The sequence below is a fragment of the Streptomyces sp. NPDC001828 genome (assembly GCF_042892175.1).
Lineage (GTDB): Bacteria > Actinomycetota > Actinomycetes > Streptomycetales > Streptomycetaceae > Streptomyces.
This window is the reverse complement of record NZ_JBIATV010000009.1, coordinates 202620-221256: the sequence shown is the minus strand read 5'-3', so window position 1 is coordinate 221256 and position 18637 is coordinate 202620. Positions and strand designations below refer to the sequence as shown.

The window sequence follows — 18637 nt, the reverse complement described above, 5'->3', positions numbered from 1 at the left end:
CCGCCGACATCGAGCAGCCGACGCCCCGAGCGTAGGCGAACCAGCCTGGGCCACCGGGCGTGGGGGCATCGATTCGCGAGACCGCCGGGCCACTGGCTAGCGTGATGGCCATGGGCATGGACATGAGCACTGAGGGTGCCGCAGGGACGAACCGCCACGGCGAAGTCGGGGCCGTGGGGCGGGCTCAGCGGGCGGCGGGGGCAGTGGTCGGCTCGGCCGTGGGCGACGCACTGGGCGCACCCTTCGAGTTCGGCCCGCCCGGGGTGTACGCGCGGCGGTTCCCCGACGGCGTCGGCACGATGTGCGGCGGGGGTGGCTGGGATCCCGGCGAGGCCACCGACGACACGCAGATGGCCGTGCTCGTAGCCGACTCCCTCCTGGAGTGCGACGGCCTCGAACCGGCCGACATCTTCCGGCGGTTCCAGCGCTGGGCGGCCTCCGCGCCCAAGGACATCGGACTCCAGACCGAGGACGTCCTGACGAACGGCGAGCCCTGGGATCGCGCGGCCGCTCTCCATTTCCAGGTCAACAGCCGTGCCGCGGGCAACGGTTCACTGATGCGGGCCACTACCGGCGCGGTGTACTTCGCGAGCGCGGGGCGGGAGGCGACGATGGCCGCGGCCCGCCGGATCGCCGCCCTCACCCACGGAGACCGGGCCGCCTGGGAAGGCACGGCGATCTACCACGACCTGATACGCGCCGCGCTGTCCGGCGCCGATCCCCTGGCGGCCGTGCCGGACGCCCTGGCGGGCGTCCACCCCGACCACCGCGCCCGCTGGTCGGCGGTCCTCGCTCCCGACTGGCACCCCGACGACGCGACCGAGTTCAACGGCGCGGTCTGGCCCTGCCTCGGCTCCGCCCTCTGGGCGCTGCGCGCGACGGACTCCTTCGAGCGGGCGCTGGGCGCGGCGATCGACCTGGGGGGCGACACGGACACGGTGGCAGCGGTGACCGGAGGCCTGGCAGGAGCCCACTACGGCCTCCACGCCATCCCGCCCCGCTGGACCACTCCCCTCCACGTCCCCCTGCCGGGCTTCGGCGACCGGGTGCTGCGTCTGACGGAACTGACCGCGCTGGCGCAGGAGTTGGCGGGCCGGGAGCCGTAGGGCGGCAGCCGCTCTGGCGCGGCCAACCTCTCGCTTCCTCCCGCGCGCGCTGACGGCGAGCGGACCCCCGGGGACGGCAGGAGTCGGCGCCCCCCGCAACCACCCGTCACCGAACGGCACTTACCCACACGTTCGCGGCCCCCGCCGGAGACTCCGGCGGGGGCCGCTCCCTGGCCGGCCTCGTCAAGGCCGGCCGCATGATGGCCACTTGTCGCGGTGTGGCCGCTCAGCCGACCGAGCTGTACGCCACGACTCCCCTCAGCAGCGCCTCGACCGCCTTGCGGGCGTTCTTCGCGACGGTGCTGTTCTCCCGGGGCGCCGCCGCCGCGATCTGGCCCAGCACGTCGATGACCTGCTTGCACCAGCGGACGAAGTCGCCCGCGGGCATGTCCGCCTCGCGGAGCACCTCGTCCAGGCCCTTGTCGGAGGCCCACTGGTAGGCGGCCCAGGCGAAGCCCAGGTCGGGCTCGCGCTGGCCCACGCCCTCCGCCTGGTTGATCTTGTGGTCCTCTTCGAGGGCGTCGAGCCGGCCCCAGATCCGTACCATCTCGCCGAGCGACGCCTTGGCCTTGCCGGTGGGCGTCTTGGGCGCGACGGCGTCGTCGGACTGGCGCGCCTCGTACACCAACGCCGATACGCAGGCGGCGAGTTCGGCCGGGTTCAGACCTTCCCAGATGCCCGCGCGCAGGCATTCGCTGGCCAGCAGGTCGAGCTCGCCGTACAGGCGGGCCAGGCGCTTTCCGTGCTCGGTGACCTCGTCGTCGCGCAGATAGTCGAGCTCGGTGAGCAGCGCCACGATGCGGTCGAAGGTGCGCGCGATCGTGTTGGTGCGCCCCTCGATGCGCCGCTCCAGCTGCTGGGTGTCGCGCTGGAGGCGGTGGTAGCGCTCGGCCCAGCGGGCATGGTCCTCGCGCTCGTCGCAGCCGTGGCAGGGGTGCGCCCGCAGTGCGGCGCGCAGCCGGGTGATCTCGCGGTCGTCCGCCGCCTCGGAGCGGGCCTTGCGATGCCGCTCGGGGACGATGTGCCCGGCCTTGGTGCGCAGCGCGGACGCCAGGTCCCGGCGGGACTGCGGCGAGCGCGCGTTGAAGGACTTCGGGACGCGCATCCGCTCCAGGGCCTCCACGGGCACCGGGAAGTCCATCGAGGCGAGCCGCTTGACCTGCCGTTCGGCGGTGAGCACCAGCGGGCGGGGCCCGTCGTGCTGCTCGAAGCCGCGGTGGCCGTTGGTGCGGCCCGCCGGGATCCCGGGGTCGAGGACCAGGGCGAGGCCGGCGAACTTGCCGGTCGGCACATGGATGATGTCGCCCGGCTTGAGCTTCTCCAGGGAGGCCGCGGCGGCCGCCCGGCGCTGGGCCGCGCCGTGCTTGGCGAGCTCGGTCTCGCGGTCCTTGAGGTCGCGCCGCATCCGCGCGTACTCCTCGAAGTCCCCGAGGTGGCAGTGCATGCCCTCCCGGTAGCCCTCCAGGCCCTCCTCGTTGCGCTGGACCTGCCGCGAGATGCCGACCACCGACTTGTCGGCCTGGAACTGCGCGAAGGAGGTTTCCAGCAGCTCGCGCGACCGGTGCCGGCCGAACTGCTGGACCAGGTTGACGGCCATGTTGTACGACGGCTTGAAGCTGGAGCGCAGCGGATAGGTGCGCGTGCCGGCCAGGCCCGCGAGCGCACCCGGGTCCATGCCGCGCTGCCACAGGACCACGGCGTGGCCCTCGACGTCGATGCCGCGCCGCCCGGCCCGCCCGGTGAGCTGGGTGTACTCGCCGGGGGTGATGTCGGCGTGCTGCTCGCCGTTCCACTTGACGAGCTTCTCCAACACCACCGAACGCGCGGGCATGTTGATGCCGAGCGCGAGCGTCTCGGTGGCGAACACGGCCTTCACCAGGCCGCGTACGAACAGTTCCTCCACGACCTCCTTGAAGGTCGGCAGCATGCCCGCGTGGTGGGCGGCGATGCCGCGCTCCAGGCCTTCGAGCCACTCGTAGTAGCCGAGGACGTGCAGGTCCTCGCCGGGGATGGAGGAGGTGCGCTCCTCGACGATCTCGCGGACCTTCTGGCGCGCCTCCTCGTCGTTGAGCCTGAGCCCCGCGTACATGCACTGCTGGACCGCGGCCTCGCAGGCGGCACGGCTGAAGATGAAGGTGATGGCCGGCAACAGGCCCTCGGCGTCGAGCCGTTCGATCACTTCGGGGCGGCCCGGCGTCCAGATCCGGGAGCGCGAGCGGCGCTCCCGCTCGCGGTCGGCCTCGCGCACCATCTTGCCCCGGCGCCGGTCGCGCGGGTTGTACGTCTTCTGGTTCTCCATCCGCGCCATGCGCAGCAGGTCGGGGTTGACCTCGCGGCGCGAGACGCCCCGGCCGCCGTGGTCGGACTCCTCCTCGAAGAGGTCGTACATCCGGCGCCCCGCCATGACGTGCTGCCACAGCGGCACGGGCCGGTGCTCCGAGACGATCACTTCCGTGTCGCCCCGCACGGTGTCCAGCCAGTCGCCGAACTCCTCGGCGTTGGAGACGGTCGCGGACAGCGAGACGAGCGTGACGGACTCCGGGAGGTGGATGATCACCTCTTCCCATACGGCGCCGCGGAAGCGGTCGGAGAGGTAGTGCACCTCGTCCATCACCACGTACCCGAGCCCGAGCAGCGCCTGGGAGCCCGCGTACAGCATGTTGCGGAGCACCTCGGTGGTCATGACGACCACGGGCGCGTCCGCGTTGACGCTGTTGTCTCCGGTCAGCAGGCCCACCTTGTCCGCGCCGTAGCGGCGGGCGAGGTCGGCGTACTTCTGGTTGGACAGCGCCTTGATGGGCGTGGTGTAGAAGCATTTGCGGCCCTGCTCCAGGGCCAGGTGCACGGCGAACTCGCCGACGATGGTCTTGCCGGAGCCGGTCGGGGCCGCGACGAGCACGCCCTTCCCGGCTTCGAGGGCCTGGCACGCCTCGATCTGGAAGGGGTCCAGATCGAAGTCGTACAGGTCGCGGAAGGGTGCGAGCGCGGTGGCCTGCTCGGCGGCGCGGAGCCGGGCAGCTGCGTACGCTTCGGCTGGTGAGAGGTCCTCTGTCATCTTGTCTTCGAGCCTACCCGCCGCCTCTGACAGAGGTCGCGATCTTTATTGGAGGCCTGGTGTTCCGGCCTTCCGGCCGGGCGCCGGTACGGGTGCCAATACCCGTACCGCGCCGCGTACACACTCCGCGGTGAGCGGGAGCGGACCGAGCCGCTCCCCGTCCGCGTACCCGGTGATCCCGTCCGCGGCCAGGGTGATCGAGGCGACGCGGTACGTGGTGACCGCGGGGTGGCCGAGGTGGGTGCCCTTGTAGACCCGGGGGAAGACCTTGACGAGGGTCGCCCGCGAGCAGTCCCCGACGACCGTGACGTCGAAGAGCCCGTCGGTGAGGTCGGCGTCGGCGCAGATGCGCATGCCTCCTCCGTAGGAGGAGGCGTTTCCGACGGCGACGAGGGTCGCCTCGATTTCGCGGGTCTCGCCGTCGTCGAGGATGATCTTGTACGGGATGGGCTTGAAGGCGGCCAGCTCGGCGACCATCGCGAGGTCGTATTTGAAGCGGCCGCCGGGCCAGCGCATGCGGTTGCCGCGGTCGTTGACCTTGGAGTCGAAGCCGGAGGCGAGGACGGTGGCGAACCAGCGGTCGCCGGTCCGGCCGAGGTCGATGTCCGTGAGGTGGCCGCCCTTGAGGGCCCGGGCCGCGACCTGACCGGCGCGGGCCGGGTCGCGTATCGGAAGCCCGAGGGCGCGGGCGAAGTCGTTGCCGGTGCCCGCGGCGACGACGCCCAGCGGGGTGGTGGTGCCCGCGACGGCCTGGAGCGCGAGGTTGACCATGCCGTCGCCGCCGACGGTGATCAGCGCCCCGGTGCCGCCCTCGACGGCCTCGCGGGCCCGGCGCAGGGCGTCGTCGGCGTCCTCGCCGAGCACGGTGCGTACGGAGAATCCGGCGGCCCGCAACGCGGAAGCGGCCGGCTGCGCGGCGTGCGCGCCCCGGCCGCGTCCCGCGGTGGGATTGACGAAGAGGGTGATCTCGCTGGTCACCCGCCGGACCCTACAAGGTCCGGCGTTCCCGTCAAGGTCAGGTGATGTCGTCGTACCCGTTGAGCTTGGTGGAGCGCCCGCCGTCCGACTGCTCGGGCAGCGCCGGGGGCGAGGTCACCGCCTCGACGGTGCCGATGTCCTCGGGCGTGAGGTCCAGGTCGGACGCCTCGTCGTCGGCCGGTCCCGCTTCGGCACGCTGCTTGCGGCGCTTGTCGTTCATCAGCGAGATGATCACGGCGACGAAGTAGAGGCCGACGATCGGGGTGGCGAGCGAGAGCATCGAGACCGGGTCGACGGTCGGCGTGGCGAACGCCGCGAAGACCGTCACACCCATGATCATTCCGCGCCACCAGCCCAGCATCCGGCGGCCGGTGAGGATGCCGCTGAAGTTGAGCATGACGAGGAACAACGGCAGCTCGAAGGAGAGGCCGAAGACGATGATCATGCGGGTGACGAGATCGATGATCTCGTTGAGGGGCAGCAGGTTGGTCACGCCCGAGGGCGTGAAGCCCAGCAGCACCTCGGCCGCCGCCGGCAGCACGTTGTACGAGAACCAGCCGCCGGCCAAGAAGAGCGGGACGCCCGCCGCGACGAAGCTCAGCGAGTAGCGCCGCTCGTGCTTGTGCAGACCGGGCGCCACGAACGCCCACAGCTGGTAGAGCCAGACCGGGCTTGCCGCGACGACGCCCGCGACCATCGACACCTTGATCATCAGCGTGAACGGCCCCATCAGGCCGGACATCGTGATGTTGCCGCAGGTGTCCTTGTTCTTGCTGGCCAGCTCGTGGAAGTTGTCCGGGCAGCCGACCGACCTGGTGATCGGCCCGGTGATCAGGCCTGCGATGTCCTTGTAGTAGAACGCCGCCACGATGGCGCAGACCAGGATCGCCAACACCGACTTCGCGAGCCGGTTGCGCAGCTCGCGAAGGTGGTCCGAGAGCGGCATCCGGCCCTCGGGGTCCCTCTGTTGTTTGCGGGCAGACTTGAGCAACCCACGTCCTCATCTCGTGCGGCAGGTCACTTTGGTCACAGAGGTGAACAGCGCCTGCTTCGGCCCGGTGTCAGCGCTGCGTGGTGTCCGTCGGCTCGGTCACCGGACGGGCGCTGCTCACATCGCCGGGCGAGGACTGGATCGTGCGCTGGGCCGGCGGCTGCTCGCCCGGGACCGGCGGGTCGGCCGGGGCGGGCTGCTGACCCTCGGACTTCATGGCCTTGGCCTCGCTCTTGAGGATGCGGGCCGACTTGCCGAGCGACCGCGCCATGTCCGGGAGCTTCTTCGCGCCGAACAGCAGGACGACGACGATGAGGATGAGAATGATCTCGGGGGCGCCGAGCCTTCCGAACATAAGCGTTTACCTTCTCACCGAGGCTGCAGGGTAGGGGGCTGCCGGTTGGTGGCCGGACTGGTGTCCGACCGCCTTACGTGCAGCGATCGTAACGCGCAGGGGTTAACGCTGGGCAATCCCCGTGCGTACGCCCGTTTGCGGACCGGGCCTCGCTACCTGGGCCGCGTTGTGCAGCGTACCGTCCCGAAACGGGCGACATCAGAGCGCACCAGTCATCTCAGCGTTTCCCCCGCCCCCGCGAGGTCGACCGCGGCGCGCTCCAGGTCCTCCGCCGCACGGTTGATCTTGCTTGTGGTGTCGGCCACTTGGCGGCCGAGCCGCTGCGCCTCGACGAACACCTTGACGGCGAGCACGCCGAGCACGGCGATCCCGAGGAAACCGAGGGTGATGGCGGTCATCGGCCAGAACATGATGCGGACCCTAGACGGTGGAGTGGAGGCGGAGGGTGCGGACGCCGCCCCCGGTGAGGAGTTCGATGATGCGCTCGCCCGCGGGCTTGCGGACGGCCGAGCCGCACTCGGGGCAGGTGAAGGAGTAGAAGGTGGTGCGCCGGCTGGCGCCGATCGCGAGCCGCAGCGCGGCCGCGCCCAGTTCGAGACGGGCGCGGCACTCCGGACAGGCCGCCTTGAAGAGGACCGGGATCACCGGACGAGCAATACCGGGCAACACCGACATGATCCGCAGTTCTCCTCAGCTCTGGTGGTCGAGTACGGGGGCGGTTCGGCTCCGACGGGCGGGTTCAGCCCTGATGGCGCACGGCCTGCGGTTCCTCATAGGCGGCCAGTGCCTCGCGGGCCACGTCGCGGGCGCTCTCCGCGAGGTCGTCCGGCGTGACGATCCGGCCGTCCTGGCCGAGCCGGAGGGCCAGGCGCCGCAGCGACGCCGGGTCGGGCGTGCGCAGGGTGATCCGCAGCCCGCCGTCGGGCAGCTCGTCGGCGCTGTCGTGCGGGTAGTACTCGGCGACCCAGCGGCCCCCGGGGCCCACCTCGACGACCACCTCGGGATCCTCGGCGGACGGCTGGACCAGCCCCTCCGACAGGTCGCGCAGCTCCAGCTCGGGCGGGGCGGAGGCCTCGTCGAGCAGGCGGATCTCGGCGACCCGGTCGAGGCGGAAGGTGCGCCGCGCCTCGGAGAGGCGGCACCACGCCTCCATGTACGTGTGGCCGACGGCGAAGAGCCGGATCGGGTCGACCTCGCGCTCGGTCAGCTCGTCGCGGGCCGGCGAGTAGTACTTCACCCACAGCCGGCGGCGCTCCGAGATCGCCCGGTCGACCTCCGCGAAGACGCCGCCCTCGGACTCGAAGGTGACGGAGAGCCGGGAGCTGGCACCGGCGGCCTCGCCGGCCGCGGCCTCCAGCTTGGCGGTGGCGCGCAGCAGCGCCTGCCGGTCTCCCTCGCGCAGGCCGGGCAGGGTGGAGACGGCCCGCGCGGCGACGAGCAGCGCGGTCGCCTCGTCGGCGGCCAGCCGCAGCGGCGCGGCGACGTCGTCCGGGTTGTGCCACCAGATCCGGTCGCCGTCGGTGTCGATGTCCAGGAGGTCGCCGCCGCGGAAGCTCGTGCCGCACATGGGCAGCACGTCGAGGTCGGAGATCAGTTCGTCCTCGGTGATGCCGAAGGCGCGGGCGACGTCGCCGACGCGGGCGCCGGGGCGCTCGCGCAGATAGGTCACCAGCGACAGCATCCGCCGCGTCTGGTCGATGGCGTTTGCAGCCATGGTCGTACGGTCCCCCTCAGCCCTTGGCCACGGCACGCAGCCGGTCCATCACGTCGGCCCGCAGATCGGCGGGTTCCAGCACGACCACATCGGGGCCGAACTCCACCAGGTGGGCATCGAGCCCGTGCCCGTACGGAATCTCCAACTCGTCCCAGCCGTCGCCGAGTTCCCGCGTCGAGGTGGCGCGCGAGCGCAGCGGGTAGCCGGCACCCGCGCGCAGCCGGATCCGGGCGGAGCGGGTCGCGGTCTCCCCCGCCCAGGTCTCGACGGTCTCGCGCACGGTGACGACGTCGGGCACGGGCGCGGTGAAAGCGGCCGCGCGCGAGCGGACCTTGCCGGAGATGCGGCTGAGCCGGAACACCCGCTCGGCACCCCGGTCGCGGTCCCAGCCGGCCAGGTACCAGTGGCCGCGCCAGCACTCCAGGCCCCAGGGCTCGACATGGCGGGCCTCGGGGCGTACGGCGGTGACCTTGCGGTAGTCGAAGACGACCGGGCGGCGGTCGCGGCAGGCCAGCATCAGGGGCTCGAACGCCGCCTCGTGGACCGGGATGCGCGGCTCGATCGCGCTGTGCTCATAAGGATTGTCGGCTTCCGGCATACCGGCGGCGCGCAGCTTCTGGAGTGCGCCGCTGGCCGCTCCGGCGAGCCGGGCCTGCTGCCACACGCGGGCGGCGAGGCCGAGGGCCGCGGCCTCCTCGGCGTCGAGCTGGACGGGCGGCAGGCGGTTGCTGTCGCGGCGGGCGAGGTAGCCGGTCTCGCCGTCGAGGTTCTCGACGGTCTCGATGACCAGGCCCAGCTCCCGCAGGTCGTCCTTGTCCCGCTCGAACATCCGGTTGAAGGAGTCGTCGGAGCCGGCCTCGAGATAGGCCTCGATGGACTCGCGCAGCTCTCGCTTGCTGAGTGCGCGTCGTGTCCCGAGCAGACACAGCGCCAGGTTCATCAGCCGCTCTGCCTTGGCGATCGCCATCGATGCCCTACGCCCTCTCTCGTTGTGCGCTACGACCGTTGACCGTACCGCTCCGGGCTGCCGGGGCAAAAGCCGAGGGTCCATGCCGGCAGGCATGGACCCTCGGTCCGATCAGGTCCGATCGCTCGGGACCGATCCGGGTGCGTCTCAGACGGCGACCAGGTCGCAGACGAAGATCAGCGTCTCGCCCGGGGCGATGGCGCTGCCCGCCCCGCGGTCGCCGTAGGCGAGGTGCGCGGGGATGGTCAGCCGGCGGCGGCCGCCGACCTTCATGCCCTGGATGCCCTGGTCCCAGCCGGAGATGACCTGGCCGGCACCGAGCTGGAACTGCAGCGGGGTGCCGCGGTTCCAGGACGCGTCGAACTCCTCGCCGCTGGAGAAGGCCACGCCCACGTAGTGGACCTTGACGAAGTCCCCGGCCTTGGCGACGGCGCCGTCGCCCTCCCAGATCTCCTTGATCTCCAGGTCCGCCGGCGGCTCGCCCTCGGGGAAGTCGATCTCGGGCTTGTCGATGCTCACGTAATGCTCCTACTAATCGCTATGGGCAACCGGGACAGTCTTACACTGCTCCGAGGATGTCCACGACGAAGACGAGGGTCGAATTGGCCGGGATGTCCGCGCCCTGGGCCTTGTCCTTGTAGCCCTGCTCCGGCGGGATGACGAGCAGGACACGGCTGCCGACCTTCTTGCCGACCAGACCCTTGTCCCAGCCCTCGATGACCTGGCCCTGGCCGATCACCGTCGAGAACGGGGCGCCGGTCTTCCACGAGGTGTCGAACAGCTTCGCCTGCGCCGCGCCCTCGTTGGGCTTCCAGGTGGCGCCGCTGTACTGCATGTAGACGGTCTGGCCGCTCTTGACCTCGTCGCCCTTGCCCTCGATGAGCACCTGGTCCACGAGCTTCTTCGGCGGGTCGTTCTTCGGGACCGTGATGGTGGCGGCCTCGTCCTTGTCCGCCTTGATCTGCGGCAGGTCGGACGGGATGGTGGCCTGGCTGCCCTCGACCTTCTTCGGCATCACGCTCTCGACGTCGAGGACGAAGACCAGGTTGTCGGTGCCGGAGACCCCGAGCTCCTGCTTGCCCGCGGCGCCGAACGCGGCGGCCGGCGGCGCGACGACCAGCACACGGGCGCCGATCTTCTGGCCGAGCACGGCCTCGCTGAACGCCGGGATGTAGGTCTGCGAGCCGGCCGGGATGACCTGGGGCACGCCGCCCTGGTCGTAGGAGCCGGCCAGGTCCTTGCCGCTCTTCCAGATCTTCCCGGTGTACTTCGTCACCGTGAGGTCGTCCTTCTTGACCTCGGGGCCGGTGCCGGCGGTCAGCGTCTTGATGACGAACTTCCCGCTCGGGTCGCCCTTGGGGATGGTGATCGTGGGCTTCTTGCCCGCGTCACCGGCGACGGTGGGCATCGGCGAGGCGTCGGACACCGGCTTGGGAGCCGCGGGCGGCTGCGACGCCGAGTCGGAGGGAGAAGCGGACGCGTCCTTCTTCTTCGCTGCGTCGTCACCTCCTCCGCAGGCCGCGGTGAGCATCAGGGCCGGCACGATGAGCGCGGCAGCAAGTCGGCGTCGCACAGTGGTCCTCGGGGTAGCTGGAACGGTCGGAGCGGCCACTCTACGGCCCCACTCCGCCACCACAAGGGCGCGGCATGCCCGGGGGCCCCGTGCGCAACAGCACACGGGGCCCCGGGTTCACACGGCTGACGTCGTCTCACATACCGGCGATCAGCTTCTCCACCCGGTCGTCGACCGACCGGAACGGGTCCTTGCACAACACGGTCCGCTGCGCCTGGTCGTTGAGCTTCAGATGCACCCAGTCGACCGTGAAGTCCCGGCGCTGCTCCTGCGCCCGGCGGATGAAGTCGCCGCGCAGCCGGGCCCTGGTGGTCTGCGGGGGCACCGACTTGCCCTCGAAGATCTTGAGGTCGTTGCAGATCCTCGCCGCCTGGCCCTTGCGCTCCAGGAGGTAGTACAGGCCCCGCCGACGGTGGATGTCGTGGTAGGCGAGGTCTATCTGCGCGACCCGGGGGTGCGACATGGTCATGTTGTTCTTGGCCCGGTAGCGCTCGATGAGCTTGTACTTCATGACCCAGTCGATCTCGGTGCCGATCCGGTCGAGGTCCTCGGCCTCGATCGCGTCCAGGGTGCGGCCCCACAGTTCGAGTACCTGGTCGACGGTGCCGGTGCGGATGCCCCGGCGCTCCACGAAGTCGACGGCCTTCTCGTAGTACTCGCGCTGGACTTCGAGGGCGGAGGCCTCGCGCCCGCTGGCCAGGCGCACCTTGCGCTGGCCCGTGATGTCGTGGGAGACCTCGCGGATGGCCCGGATCGGGTTCTCCAGGGTGAGGTCGCGCATGACGGTGCCGGCCTCGATCATGCGCAGCACGAGGTCGGTGGCGCCGACCTTCAGGAGCATGGTCGTCTCGGACATGTTGGAGTCGCCGACGATGACGTGCAGGCGCCGGTAGCGCTCGGCGTCGGCGTGCGGCTCGTCCCGGGTGTTGATGATGGGACGCGAGCGGGTGGTGGCGGAGCTGACGCCCTCCCAGATGTGCTCGGCGCGCTGGCTGACGCAGTAGACCGCGCCGCGCGGGGTCTGCAGCACCTTGCCGGCGCCGCAGATCAGCTGGCGGGTGACGAGGAACGGGATGAGGATGTCCGCGAGCCGGGAGAACTCTCCGTGACGGGCGACCAGATAGTTCTCGTGGCAGCCGTAGGAGTTTCCCGCCGAGTCGGTGTTGTTCTTGAAGAGATAGACGTCGCCCGCGATTCCCTCCTCGTGCAGGCGGCGTTCGGCGTCGACGAGCAGGCCTTCGAGAATGCGCTCACCGGCTTTGTCGTGGGTGACCAGTTCGGTCACGTTGTCGCATTCGGGAGTTGCGTATTCCGGATGCGATCCCACGTCGAGGTAGAGGCGGGCGCCGTTCCGCAGAAAGACGTTGCTGCTGCGGCCCCATGACACAACACGGCGGAAGAGGTAGCGCGCCACTTCGTCAGGAGACAGTCGGCGCTGTCCCCTGAACGTGCACGTGACGCCGTACTCGTTCTCCAGCCCGAAAATGCGGCGGTCCATGAGTGAACATTACGCCTGATGGCCTGAGCTGAAACCGGGTTCGACGGCACGGTTTCGATCATTTTCGTCAACTCCCACGACATGGCGCGGACGCTCGGGAGCCGCAAGCACCCTTTGCGTCGTGAGCAGCACCACGAGCGCGGCGATTCCGCCGCCGCCCGCGACCGCGAAACTCGCGCCGGTTCCGCCGAGTTCGACCGCCGGCCCGGCCGCCGCCGTGCCGAGCGCCGTGCCCACGCCGAAGGCGGTCACGAGCCAGGAGAACGCCTCGGTCACCGTGCCGCGCGGGGCGTGCCGGTCGACGACGATGAACGCGCAGGCGATGGACGGCGCGAGGAAGAGTCCGGAGACGACGGTGAGCGCGGCCATCGCGGGCACACCGGGGACCAGCGTCAGCGGCAGATAGCCGACGGCGAGCAGCGCGACCAGGATCCGCAGCCGCTTCTCGGGGGCGCCGCTCCACTGCCGGGCCCCGTAGACGAGCCCGCCGAGCAGCGCGCCGAGCCCGTTGGCGGCCATCAGCCAGCCGTAGATCGTGTCGCTGCCGTGGTCGTCGGCGTAGGCGGACGCGGCCACGATGATCGCGCCGAGCGCGAGCCCGACGAAGAAGAACGAGCCGAGCAGCGCGAGCAGCCCGGGCGAGCGCAGCGCGCCGAGCCAGTGCGCCTCGCGGGGCGCCGAGCGCCAGGTCCTGGACGGCCGGGACAGGACGACGCTGAGCGCGCCGAGCACACCGAGCGCGTTGATCAGGAGCAGCGCGGTGGCGGGCGACCAGAGGGCGATGGAGACGGTGACGAGCAGCGGCCCGACCGTGAACATGACCTCCTGGGCTATCGCGTCCATGGCGTACGCCGTGTGCACCTGGTCCTCTCGCTTGAGGACGCTGGGCCACAGTGCGCGGAGGCCGCCCTCCAGGGGCGGTGTGGCGAGCCCCGCGACGAGGACCGCCGCGTACGCCACGGCCACCGGCTCGATGCCGGCGACGGCCAGCAGGACCATGCCGAGGGCGGACAGGACGGAGGCGGGGAGCATCACGCGCGGCTGGCCGTACAGGTCGACGGCCCGTCCGAGCAGCGGCTGGCCGACGGCGGTGGCCACGCCGTAGACGGCGGTGAGCGCGCCGGCCAGCGAGTAGCTGCCGCCCTCGGCCCGGACGAAGAAGACGACCGCGATGGCGGCGGTCGCGTTCGGCAGCCGCCCGGTGAGCGTGCCCGTGAGCAGCCGCGCGGCGTGCCGGGTCCGAAGGATCTCTGCGTACCCCGCCGCCATGGCCACTCCTCAAGTGTTACGTATAACGTCCGAGGTCATACGTACCATGTGGCAAGTCCGCGGGTCCACCCCGCGCCCACCCGCCAGCCGCGATGGAGGCCCCTTGACCAGCCCGGACACCCCGGAATCCGCAGCGGAGCCCGTACCGGTGGCCCCCCGCGCGGGGGTGCGGGCCGTCCGCGCCGCGCCGTCCGGGCGGCCCGCCGGGGCCCGGCCGCCCACCAGCCGGGACGTGGCGAGCGCGGCCGGCGTGTCGCAGGCCACCGTCTCGCTGGTCCTGGGCGACAAGTGGCGGGGCCGGGTCTCCGAGCGGACCGCGGGCCTGGTCCGGGAGGCCGCGCGGGACCTCGGCTACCGGCCCAACCTCGCGGCCCGCAGCCTGCGGCTCGGCCGCACCAGGACGGCGCTGCTCGTGGTGCCCGCCATGACCAGCGAGTTCTTCGCCCAGGTCTACGCGGGCGCGGCCAGGGTCGCCGCCGAACACGGCTTCGGGGTCGTGCTCTACCCCTCCCCCGAGGGCATCGGCCCGGCCCGCGACCCCTTCGACTCCGCGCGTACCGCCCTGGACGGCGTCATCGCCTCCTCGATGGCGGCGGACGCGCTCGCCTCGATCCGCGGCAGCGACCTGCCGCTCGTGATGCTCGACAGCGACCCCGGCGAGGCCGGGCCCGCGGCCCACGTCAACCTCGACATCGCCGACGGCGTACGGCGCCTGACGGAGCATCTGCTCGGCCTCGGCCACCACCGGTTCACGCACATCGCCGCCGATGTGGACTCCTGGACCTTCGTCGTACGCGCCCGGGCACTGGCCGACGCGCTCGCCGGGGTGCCGGGCGCCGAACTGCGCACGGTACGGGCGGAGCTCAGCGTGGACGGCGGCCGGCGGGCCGCGGAGCGGGCCCTCGGCTCTCCCGGGCCGCGCCCGACCGCACTGGTCTGCGACGACGACTTCCTGGCGGCGGGCGCCTGCAAGACCGCCCACCGGCTCGGCCTTCGCGTGCCCGACGACGTGTCCGTCACCGGATTCGACGGCCTCAGCATCGCCACCGCCCTCGAACCGGAGCTGACCACCCTCAACCTGCCCGCCGAACAGGTCGGCGCACGCGGCATGGCGGCCCTGCTCGCCGTTCTGGAGGGGCGCCCGGCGGAGACCGGGGACCTGCCGGTGACGCTGGCCGTACGGGGCTCAACGGCCGCGCCCCGGCCCGCCTGAGGCGGAACCGGGGCGCGGCCAGGAGCGAGGGGGACTACTCGTCCTCCGTCTCCTCCAGGTCCGAAGGGGCCTCGGTGGGCTCGGTCTTGGCCACATCGGCCTGGAGCAGCCGGGAGAGCTGGCGGCCCACGATGCGCTTGAACTTCCGCTGCTGCGGCCGCGTCCGGTCCAGGACCGCGACCTCCAGACGCTCGGCGGGGATCTCGCGGTCCGCGCCGTTCGTCTGGTTGGAGAGGGCCTGCACGGCCAGCCTCAGCGCCTCGGCGAGCGACATGCCGTCCTGGTGGCGCTGGTCCAGGAAGGTGCTGATCTGCTCCGCGTTGCCGCCGACCGCGACCGAGCCGTGCTCGTCCACGATCGAGCCGTCGTGCGGCAGCCGGTAGATCTGGTCCTCTTCGGGGGTGCTGCCGACCTCGGCGACGACCAGTTCCACCTCGTACGGCTTCTCGCCGACGCTGGAGAAGATGGTGCCCAGCGTCTGCGCGTAGACGTTGGCGAGCCCACGGGCCGTCACATCGTCGCGGTCGTAGGTGTATCCGCGCAGGTCCGCGTAACGGACGCCGCCGATGCGCAGGTTCTCGTACTCGTTGTACTTGCCGGCGGCCGCGAAGCCGATCCGGTCGTAGATCTCGCTGAACTTGTGCAGCGCGCGGGACGGGTTCTCACCGACGAACACGATGCCGTCGGCGTACTGGATCACGACCAGGCTGCGGCCGCGGGCGATGCCCTTGCGGGCGTACTCCGCACGGTCGGCCATGGCCTGCTGGGGTGAGACATAGAACGGGGTCGACACCGGCTAACCGTCCCTTTCTGTCAGTGGCTGGGTCATCTCGGGGCCTGCGCGGGCCTCAGAGGAGGGAGGCCCGGGGGCCGTCGGGCTGCTCCAGCCGCCGTTCCAGGATGGAGCGGGCGAGCTCGGAGGACTCCGCCTCGGTGAGCCTGCGGAAGCCGTCCTCCGTGATGACGGTGACGATCGGGAAGATCCGGCGCGCCATGTCGGGGCCGCCGGTCGCCGAGTCGTCGTCGGCGGCGTCGTAGAGCGCCTGGATGACGAGCGTGGTCGTCTCCTGCTCCGTCAGATCGTCGCGGTAGAGCTTCTTCATGGAGCCCCGGGCGAAGATGGAGCCCGAGCCGGTGGCGGCGAAGCCGTGCTCCTCGGAGCGGCCGCCGGTGACGTCGTAGGAGAAGATGCGGCCCTTCTCGCGGTCGACGTCGTACCCCGCGAAGAGCGGGACCACGGCGAGGCCCTGCATGGCCATGCCCAGGTTGCCGCGGATCATCGTGGAGAGCCGGTTGGCCTTGCCCTCCAGGGAGAGCGTGGTGCCTTCGACCTTCTCGAAGTGCTCCAGCTCCAGCTGGAAGAGCTTCACCATCTCCACCGCGAGACCGGCGGTGCCCGCGATGCCGACCGCCGAGTACTCGTCGGCCGGGAAGACCTTCTCGATGTCACGCTGGGCGATCATGTTGCCCATCGTGGCCCGCCGGTCGCCCGCCAGGACGACCCCGCCGGGGAACGTCGCGGCCACGATCGTCGTGCCGTGCGGGGCCTCGACATGGCCCTGCACGGGCGGCAGGACGCGCTTGCCGGGGAGCATCTCCGGCGAGTGGTCGGACAGGAAGTCCATGAATGAGGAGGAGCCAGGCGTCAGGAAGGCAGCTGGTAGACGCCCGGTGCCACGAGTGTTGGCTTCCACGAGTTTCCTTCCAAGTAGGCGGCAGCCCGACGGGCGGTGTCGGGGAAAATCCCCAACAGGCCGATGGCCGAATTGCAGTTGAAGCTGAAGTACGACTGGACCCTACCCGCCGTGTGGCAGTGATCCACATGAACGGCCGGGCAGGACCGGCCAATTGCGCGGTTACCGCTGCCCCCACGGAGCCGGGCCGTACCAGGGGAAGCCCTCACCCCTGGCCGGGCTTCCCACGACGGACCCCACTGTTCACATTCGTGAACTACTGTCCACCCTTTTGAACGAAGGAGCGCACGAAGTCCTCCGCGTTCTCCTCGAGGACGTCGTCGATCTCGTCCAGCACGGAGTCGACGTCGTCCGACAGCTTCTCCTGGCGCTCCTTGAGGTCCTCCGAAGCCTGCGCGTCCTGCGCCTGCTCCTCGACCTCCTCGGTGGAGCGCGTCGCCTTCTGCTGGCCGCCGCCGGTGTCCTTGGTCGCCATCTACCTCACCCCGCTCGGTTCGATGTCCTTGATCAGACCCTACAAGCAGGGTCTGACATCGGCCCCGCAGTTCCTGGAAAGTGCGGGGCCTACCTCTGTGTTTCCCACACCTGCGGTCTTTCAGCCGCCCGAGAGCACCCGCACCAGATCTTCGGCCGTCCGGCACCGGTCGAGCAGCGCCTTCACGTGATTACGCGTTCCGCGAAGGGGTTCCAGGGTTGGCACCCGCTGCAGCGAGTCCCGGCCCGGAAGATCGAAGATCACCGAATCCCAGGAAGCGGCCGCGACGTCGTCCGCGTACTGCTCCAGGCAGCGGCCGCGGAAGTACGCCCTGGTGTCCTCCGGGGGCTTCGTCTGGGCCCGCAGCACACCGGGGTCGTCCAGGAGCCGCTTCATCTTGCCGCGGGCCACCAGACGGTTGTACAGGCCCTTCTCGGGCCGTACGTCGGCGTACTGGAGGTCCACCAGGTGCAGCCGCGCCGCGTCCCACTCCAGGCCGTCCCGGCGCCGGTAGCCCTCCATCAGCTCCCGCTTGGCGATCCAGTCGAGCTCCCCCGACAGGCTCATCGGGTCGTTCTCCAAGCGGTTCAGGACGTCCTCCCAGCGGACCAGGACGTCCTTGGTCTGCTCGTCGGCGTCGGCCCCGAACCGCTCCTCGACGTACTTGCGCGCCAGCTCGAAGTACTCCATCTGGAGTTGGACGGCCGTCAGTGTGCGGCCGCTGCGCAGGGTGACCAGGTGTTGCAGTGTGGGGTCGTGCGAGACCTGGTGGAGGGTGCGGACCGGCTGGTCCACGGCCAGGTCGACGTTGATGAAGCCTTCCTCGATCATGGACAGGACCAGCGAGGTCGTGCCCAGCTTGAGGTACGTCGAGATCTCCGAGAGGTTGGCGTCGCCGATGATGACGTGCAGGCGGCGGTACTTCTCGGCGTCGGCGTGCGGCTCGTCGCGGGTGTTGACGATCGGGCGCTTGAGCGTCGTCTCCAGGCCGACCTCGACCTCGAAGTAGTCGGCCCGCTGGCTGATCTGGAAGCCGTGCTCGTGGCCGTCCTGCCCGATGCCCACGCGTCCGGCGCCGGTGATGACCTGGCGCGAGACGAAGAACGGGGTCAGGTGGCGCACGATGTCCGAGAAGGCGGTCTCCCGCTTCATCAGGTAGTTCTCGTGCGTGCCGTACGAGGCGCCCTTGTTGTCGGTGTTGTTCTTGTAGAGGTGGATCGGCTGGGCGCCGGGCAGTTGGGCCGCGCGCTCGGCGGCCTCGGCCATGATGCGCTCGCCGGCCTTGTCCCACAGGACGGCGTCGCGCGGGTTGGTGACCTCCGGCGAGCTGTACTCGGGGTGCGCGTGGTCGACGTAGAGCCGCGCCCCGTTGGTGAGGATGACGTTGGCGAGGCCGATGTCCTCGTCGGTGAGCTGGCTGGAGTCGGCGGCCTCGCGGGCGAGGTCGAAGCCGCGGGCGTCCCGCAGCGGGTTCTCCTCCTCGAAGTCCCAGCGGGCGCGGCGCGCCCGGTGCATCGCCGCCGCGTAGGCGTTGACGATCTGGGACGAGGTGAGCATGGCATTGGCGTTGGGATGGCCGGGGACGGAGATCCCGTACTCCGTCTCGATGCCCATTACTCGCCGTACGGTCATGCGGCCCTCCTTGCCCGGCGGCGCTCCCCCGCGGGAGCGGCGCTCAAGTACCGCTGGTTCTCCGGTGCGTGTGCGGTGCCCGTCCCCGCACTGCGCGACTCGGCGGTACCGAAGAGC

At 70.8% G+C, this 18637-nt stretch carries 18 protein-coding genes and 1 pseudogene; 2 read left to right on the top strand and 17 right to left on the bottom strand.

From position 1 onward, the window contains the following. The first annotated feature begins 122 nt into the window (after positions 1-122). Complete coding sequence (locus ACFYZA_RS25020; RefSeq protein ID WP_388492863.1) at positions 123-1106, top strand: ADP-ribosylglycohydrolase family protein; 984 nt, start codon at positions 123-125, stop codon at positions 1104-1106. Between the two features lie 226 nt (positions 1107-1332). Here the strand turns inward: ACFYZA_RS25020 and ACFYZA_RS25015 are convergent, their stop codons facing one another. The 12 genes from ACFYZA_RS25015 to ACFYZA_RS24960 form a co-directional block, all read right to left on the bottom strand. Then, a complete protein-coding gene (locus ACFYZA_RS25015; RefSeq protein ID WP_382599901.1) occupies positions 1333-4161 on the bottom strand; it encodes a DEAD/DEAH box helicase in 2829 nt (942 codons plus the stop codon). 45 nt (positions 4162-4206) lie between these two features. Beyond that, a complete protein-coding gene (locus tag ACFYZA_RS25010; protein ID WP_388492861.1) occupies positions 4207-5139 on the bottom strand; it encodes a diacylglycerol kinase in 933 nt (310 codons plus the stop codon). Positions 5140-5176: 37 nt separating this feature from the next. After that, the gene (gene tatC / locus ACFYZA_RS25005; protein ID WP_382599905.1) at positions 5177-6130 is read right to left on the bottom strand and encodes a twin-arginine translocase subunit TatC; all 954 of its coding nucleotides are present in this window, start codon (positions 6128-6130) and stop codon (positions 5177-5179) included. A gap of 70 nt (positions 6131-6200) precedes the next feature. Continuing rightward, positions 6201-6485 carry a Sec-independent protein translocase subunit TatA gene (tatA, locus tag ACFYZA_RS25000; protein WP_382599907.1) on the bottom strand — a complete coding sequence of 95 codons (285 nt, stop codon included), beginning with the start codon at positions 6483-6485 and terminating at the stop codon, positions 6201-6203. A gap of 212 nt (positions 6486-6697) precedes the next feature. Next, positions 6698-6895, bottom strand: a complete 198-nt coding sequence (locus ACFYZA_RS24995; protein ID WP_167156401.1) for a hypothetical protein — start codon at positions 6893-6895, stop codon at positions 6698-6700. 10 nt (positions 6896-6905) lie between these two features. Further along, positions 6906-7160, bottom strand: a complete 255-nt coding sequence (locus tag ACFYZA_RS24990; protein ID WP_161250528.1) for a hypothetical protein — start codon at positions 7158-7160, stop codon at positions 6906-6908. A 64-nt stretch (positions 7161-7224) separates the two neighbouring features. Then, on the bottom strand, positions 7225-8199 hold the full coding sequence (locus tag ACFYZA_RS24985) for a helix-turn-helix transcriptional regulator (RefSeq protein ID WP_382599910.1): 975 nt from the start codon (positions 8197-8199) through the stop codon (positions 7225-7227). A 16-nt stretch (positions 8200-8215) separates the two neighbouring features. Further along, complete coding sequence (locus ACFYZA_RS24980; protein WP_161250532.1) at positions 8216-9166, bottom strand: YafY family protein; 951 nt, start codon at positions 9164-9166, stop codon at positions 8216-8218. Between the two features lie 147 nt (positions 9167-9313). Then, positions 9314-9685, bottom strand: coding sequence for an FKBP-type peptidyl-prolyl cis-trans isomerase (locus ACFYZA_RS24975; RefSeq protein ID WP_382599912.1), 372 nt, complete (start codon positions 9683-9685; stop codon positions 9314-9316). Positions 9686-9725: 40 nt separating this feature from the next. Continuing rightward, positions 9726-10739 carry an FKBP-type peptidyl-prolyl cis-trans isomerase gene (locus tag ACFYZA_RS24970; RefSeq protein ID WP_388492857.1) on the bottom strand — a complete coding sequence of 338 codons (1014 nt, stop codon included), beginning with the start codon at positions 10737-10739 and terminating at the stop codon, positions 9726-9728. A 136-nt stretch (positions 10740-10875) separates the two neighbouring features. Next, positions 10876-12237: a Pup--protein ligase gene (gene pafA / locus ACFYZA_RS24965; protein WP_053723508.1), complete on the bottom strand. Its 1362-nt coding sequence runs from the start codon at positions 12235-12237 to the stop codon at positions 10876-10878. 9 nt (positions 12238-12246) lie between these two features. Beyond that, entirely contained in the window at positions 12247-13506 is a 1260-nt protein-coding gene (locus tag ACFYZA_RS24960) for an MFS transporter (RefSeq protein ID WP_382599916.1), read from the bottom strand. A 166-nt stretch (positions 13507-13672) separates the two neighbouring features. Here ACFYZA_RS24960 and ACFYZA_RS24955 point away from each other — a divergent pair, with 166 nt between their 5' ends. Continuing rightward, positions 13673-14719, top strand: a complete 1047-nt coding sequence (locus tag ACFYZA_RS24955; RefSeq protein ID WP_382599934.1) for a LacI family DNA-binding transcriptional regulator — start codon at positions 13673-13675, stop codon at positions 14717-14719. Between the two features lie 34 nt (positions 14720-14753). On the opposite strand, the gene prcA is transcribed toward ACFYZA_RS24955, so the two are convergent. From prcA to dop, 5 genes and pseudogenes are all read right to left on the bottom strand, one after another. Then, complete coding sequence (gene prcA / locus ACFYZA_RS24950) at positions 14754-15512, bottom strand: proteasome subunit alpha (RefSeq protein ID WP_382599918.1); 759 nt, start codon at positions 15510-15512, stop codon at positions 14754-14756. Between the two features lie 55 nt (positions 15513-15567). Continuing rightward, a complete protein-coding gene (gene prcB, locus ACFYZA_RS24945; protein WP_382599920.1) occupies positions 15568-16413 on the bottom strand; it encodes a proteasome subunit beta in 846 nt (281 codons plus the stop codon). Beyond that, positions 16365-16559, bottom strand: a pseudogene (locus ACFYZA_RS24940) (endonuclease domain-containing protein); the annotation flags it as partial. The pseudogene ACFYZA_RS24940 and the gene prcB, both read right to left, overlap by 49 nt. Before the next feature lie 110 nt (positions 16560-16669). Then, complete coding sequence (locus ACFYZA_RS24935; RefSeq protein WP_016325855.1) at positions 16670-16888, bottom strand: ubiquitin-like protein Pup; 219 nt, start codon at positions 16886-16888, stop codon at positions 16670-16672. Positions 16889-17008: 120 nt separating this feature from the next. Continuing rightward, entirely contained in the window at positions 17009-18520 is a 1512-nt protein-coding gene (gene dop, locus ACFYZA_RS24930) for a depupylase/deamidase Dop (RefSeq protein WP_388492854.1), read from the bottom strand. Between the last annotated feature and the right edge of the window lie 117 nt (positions 18521-18637).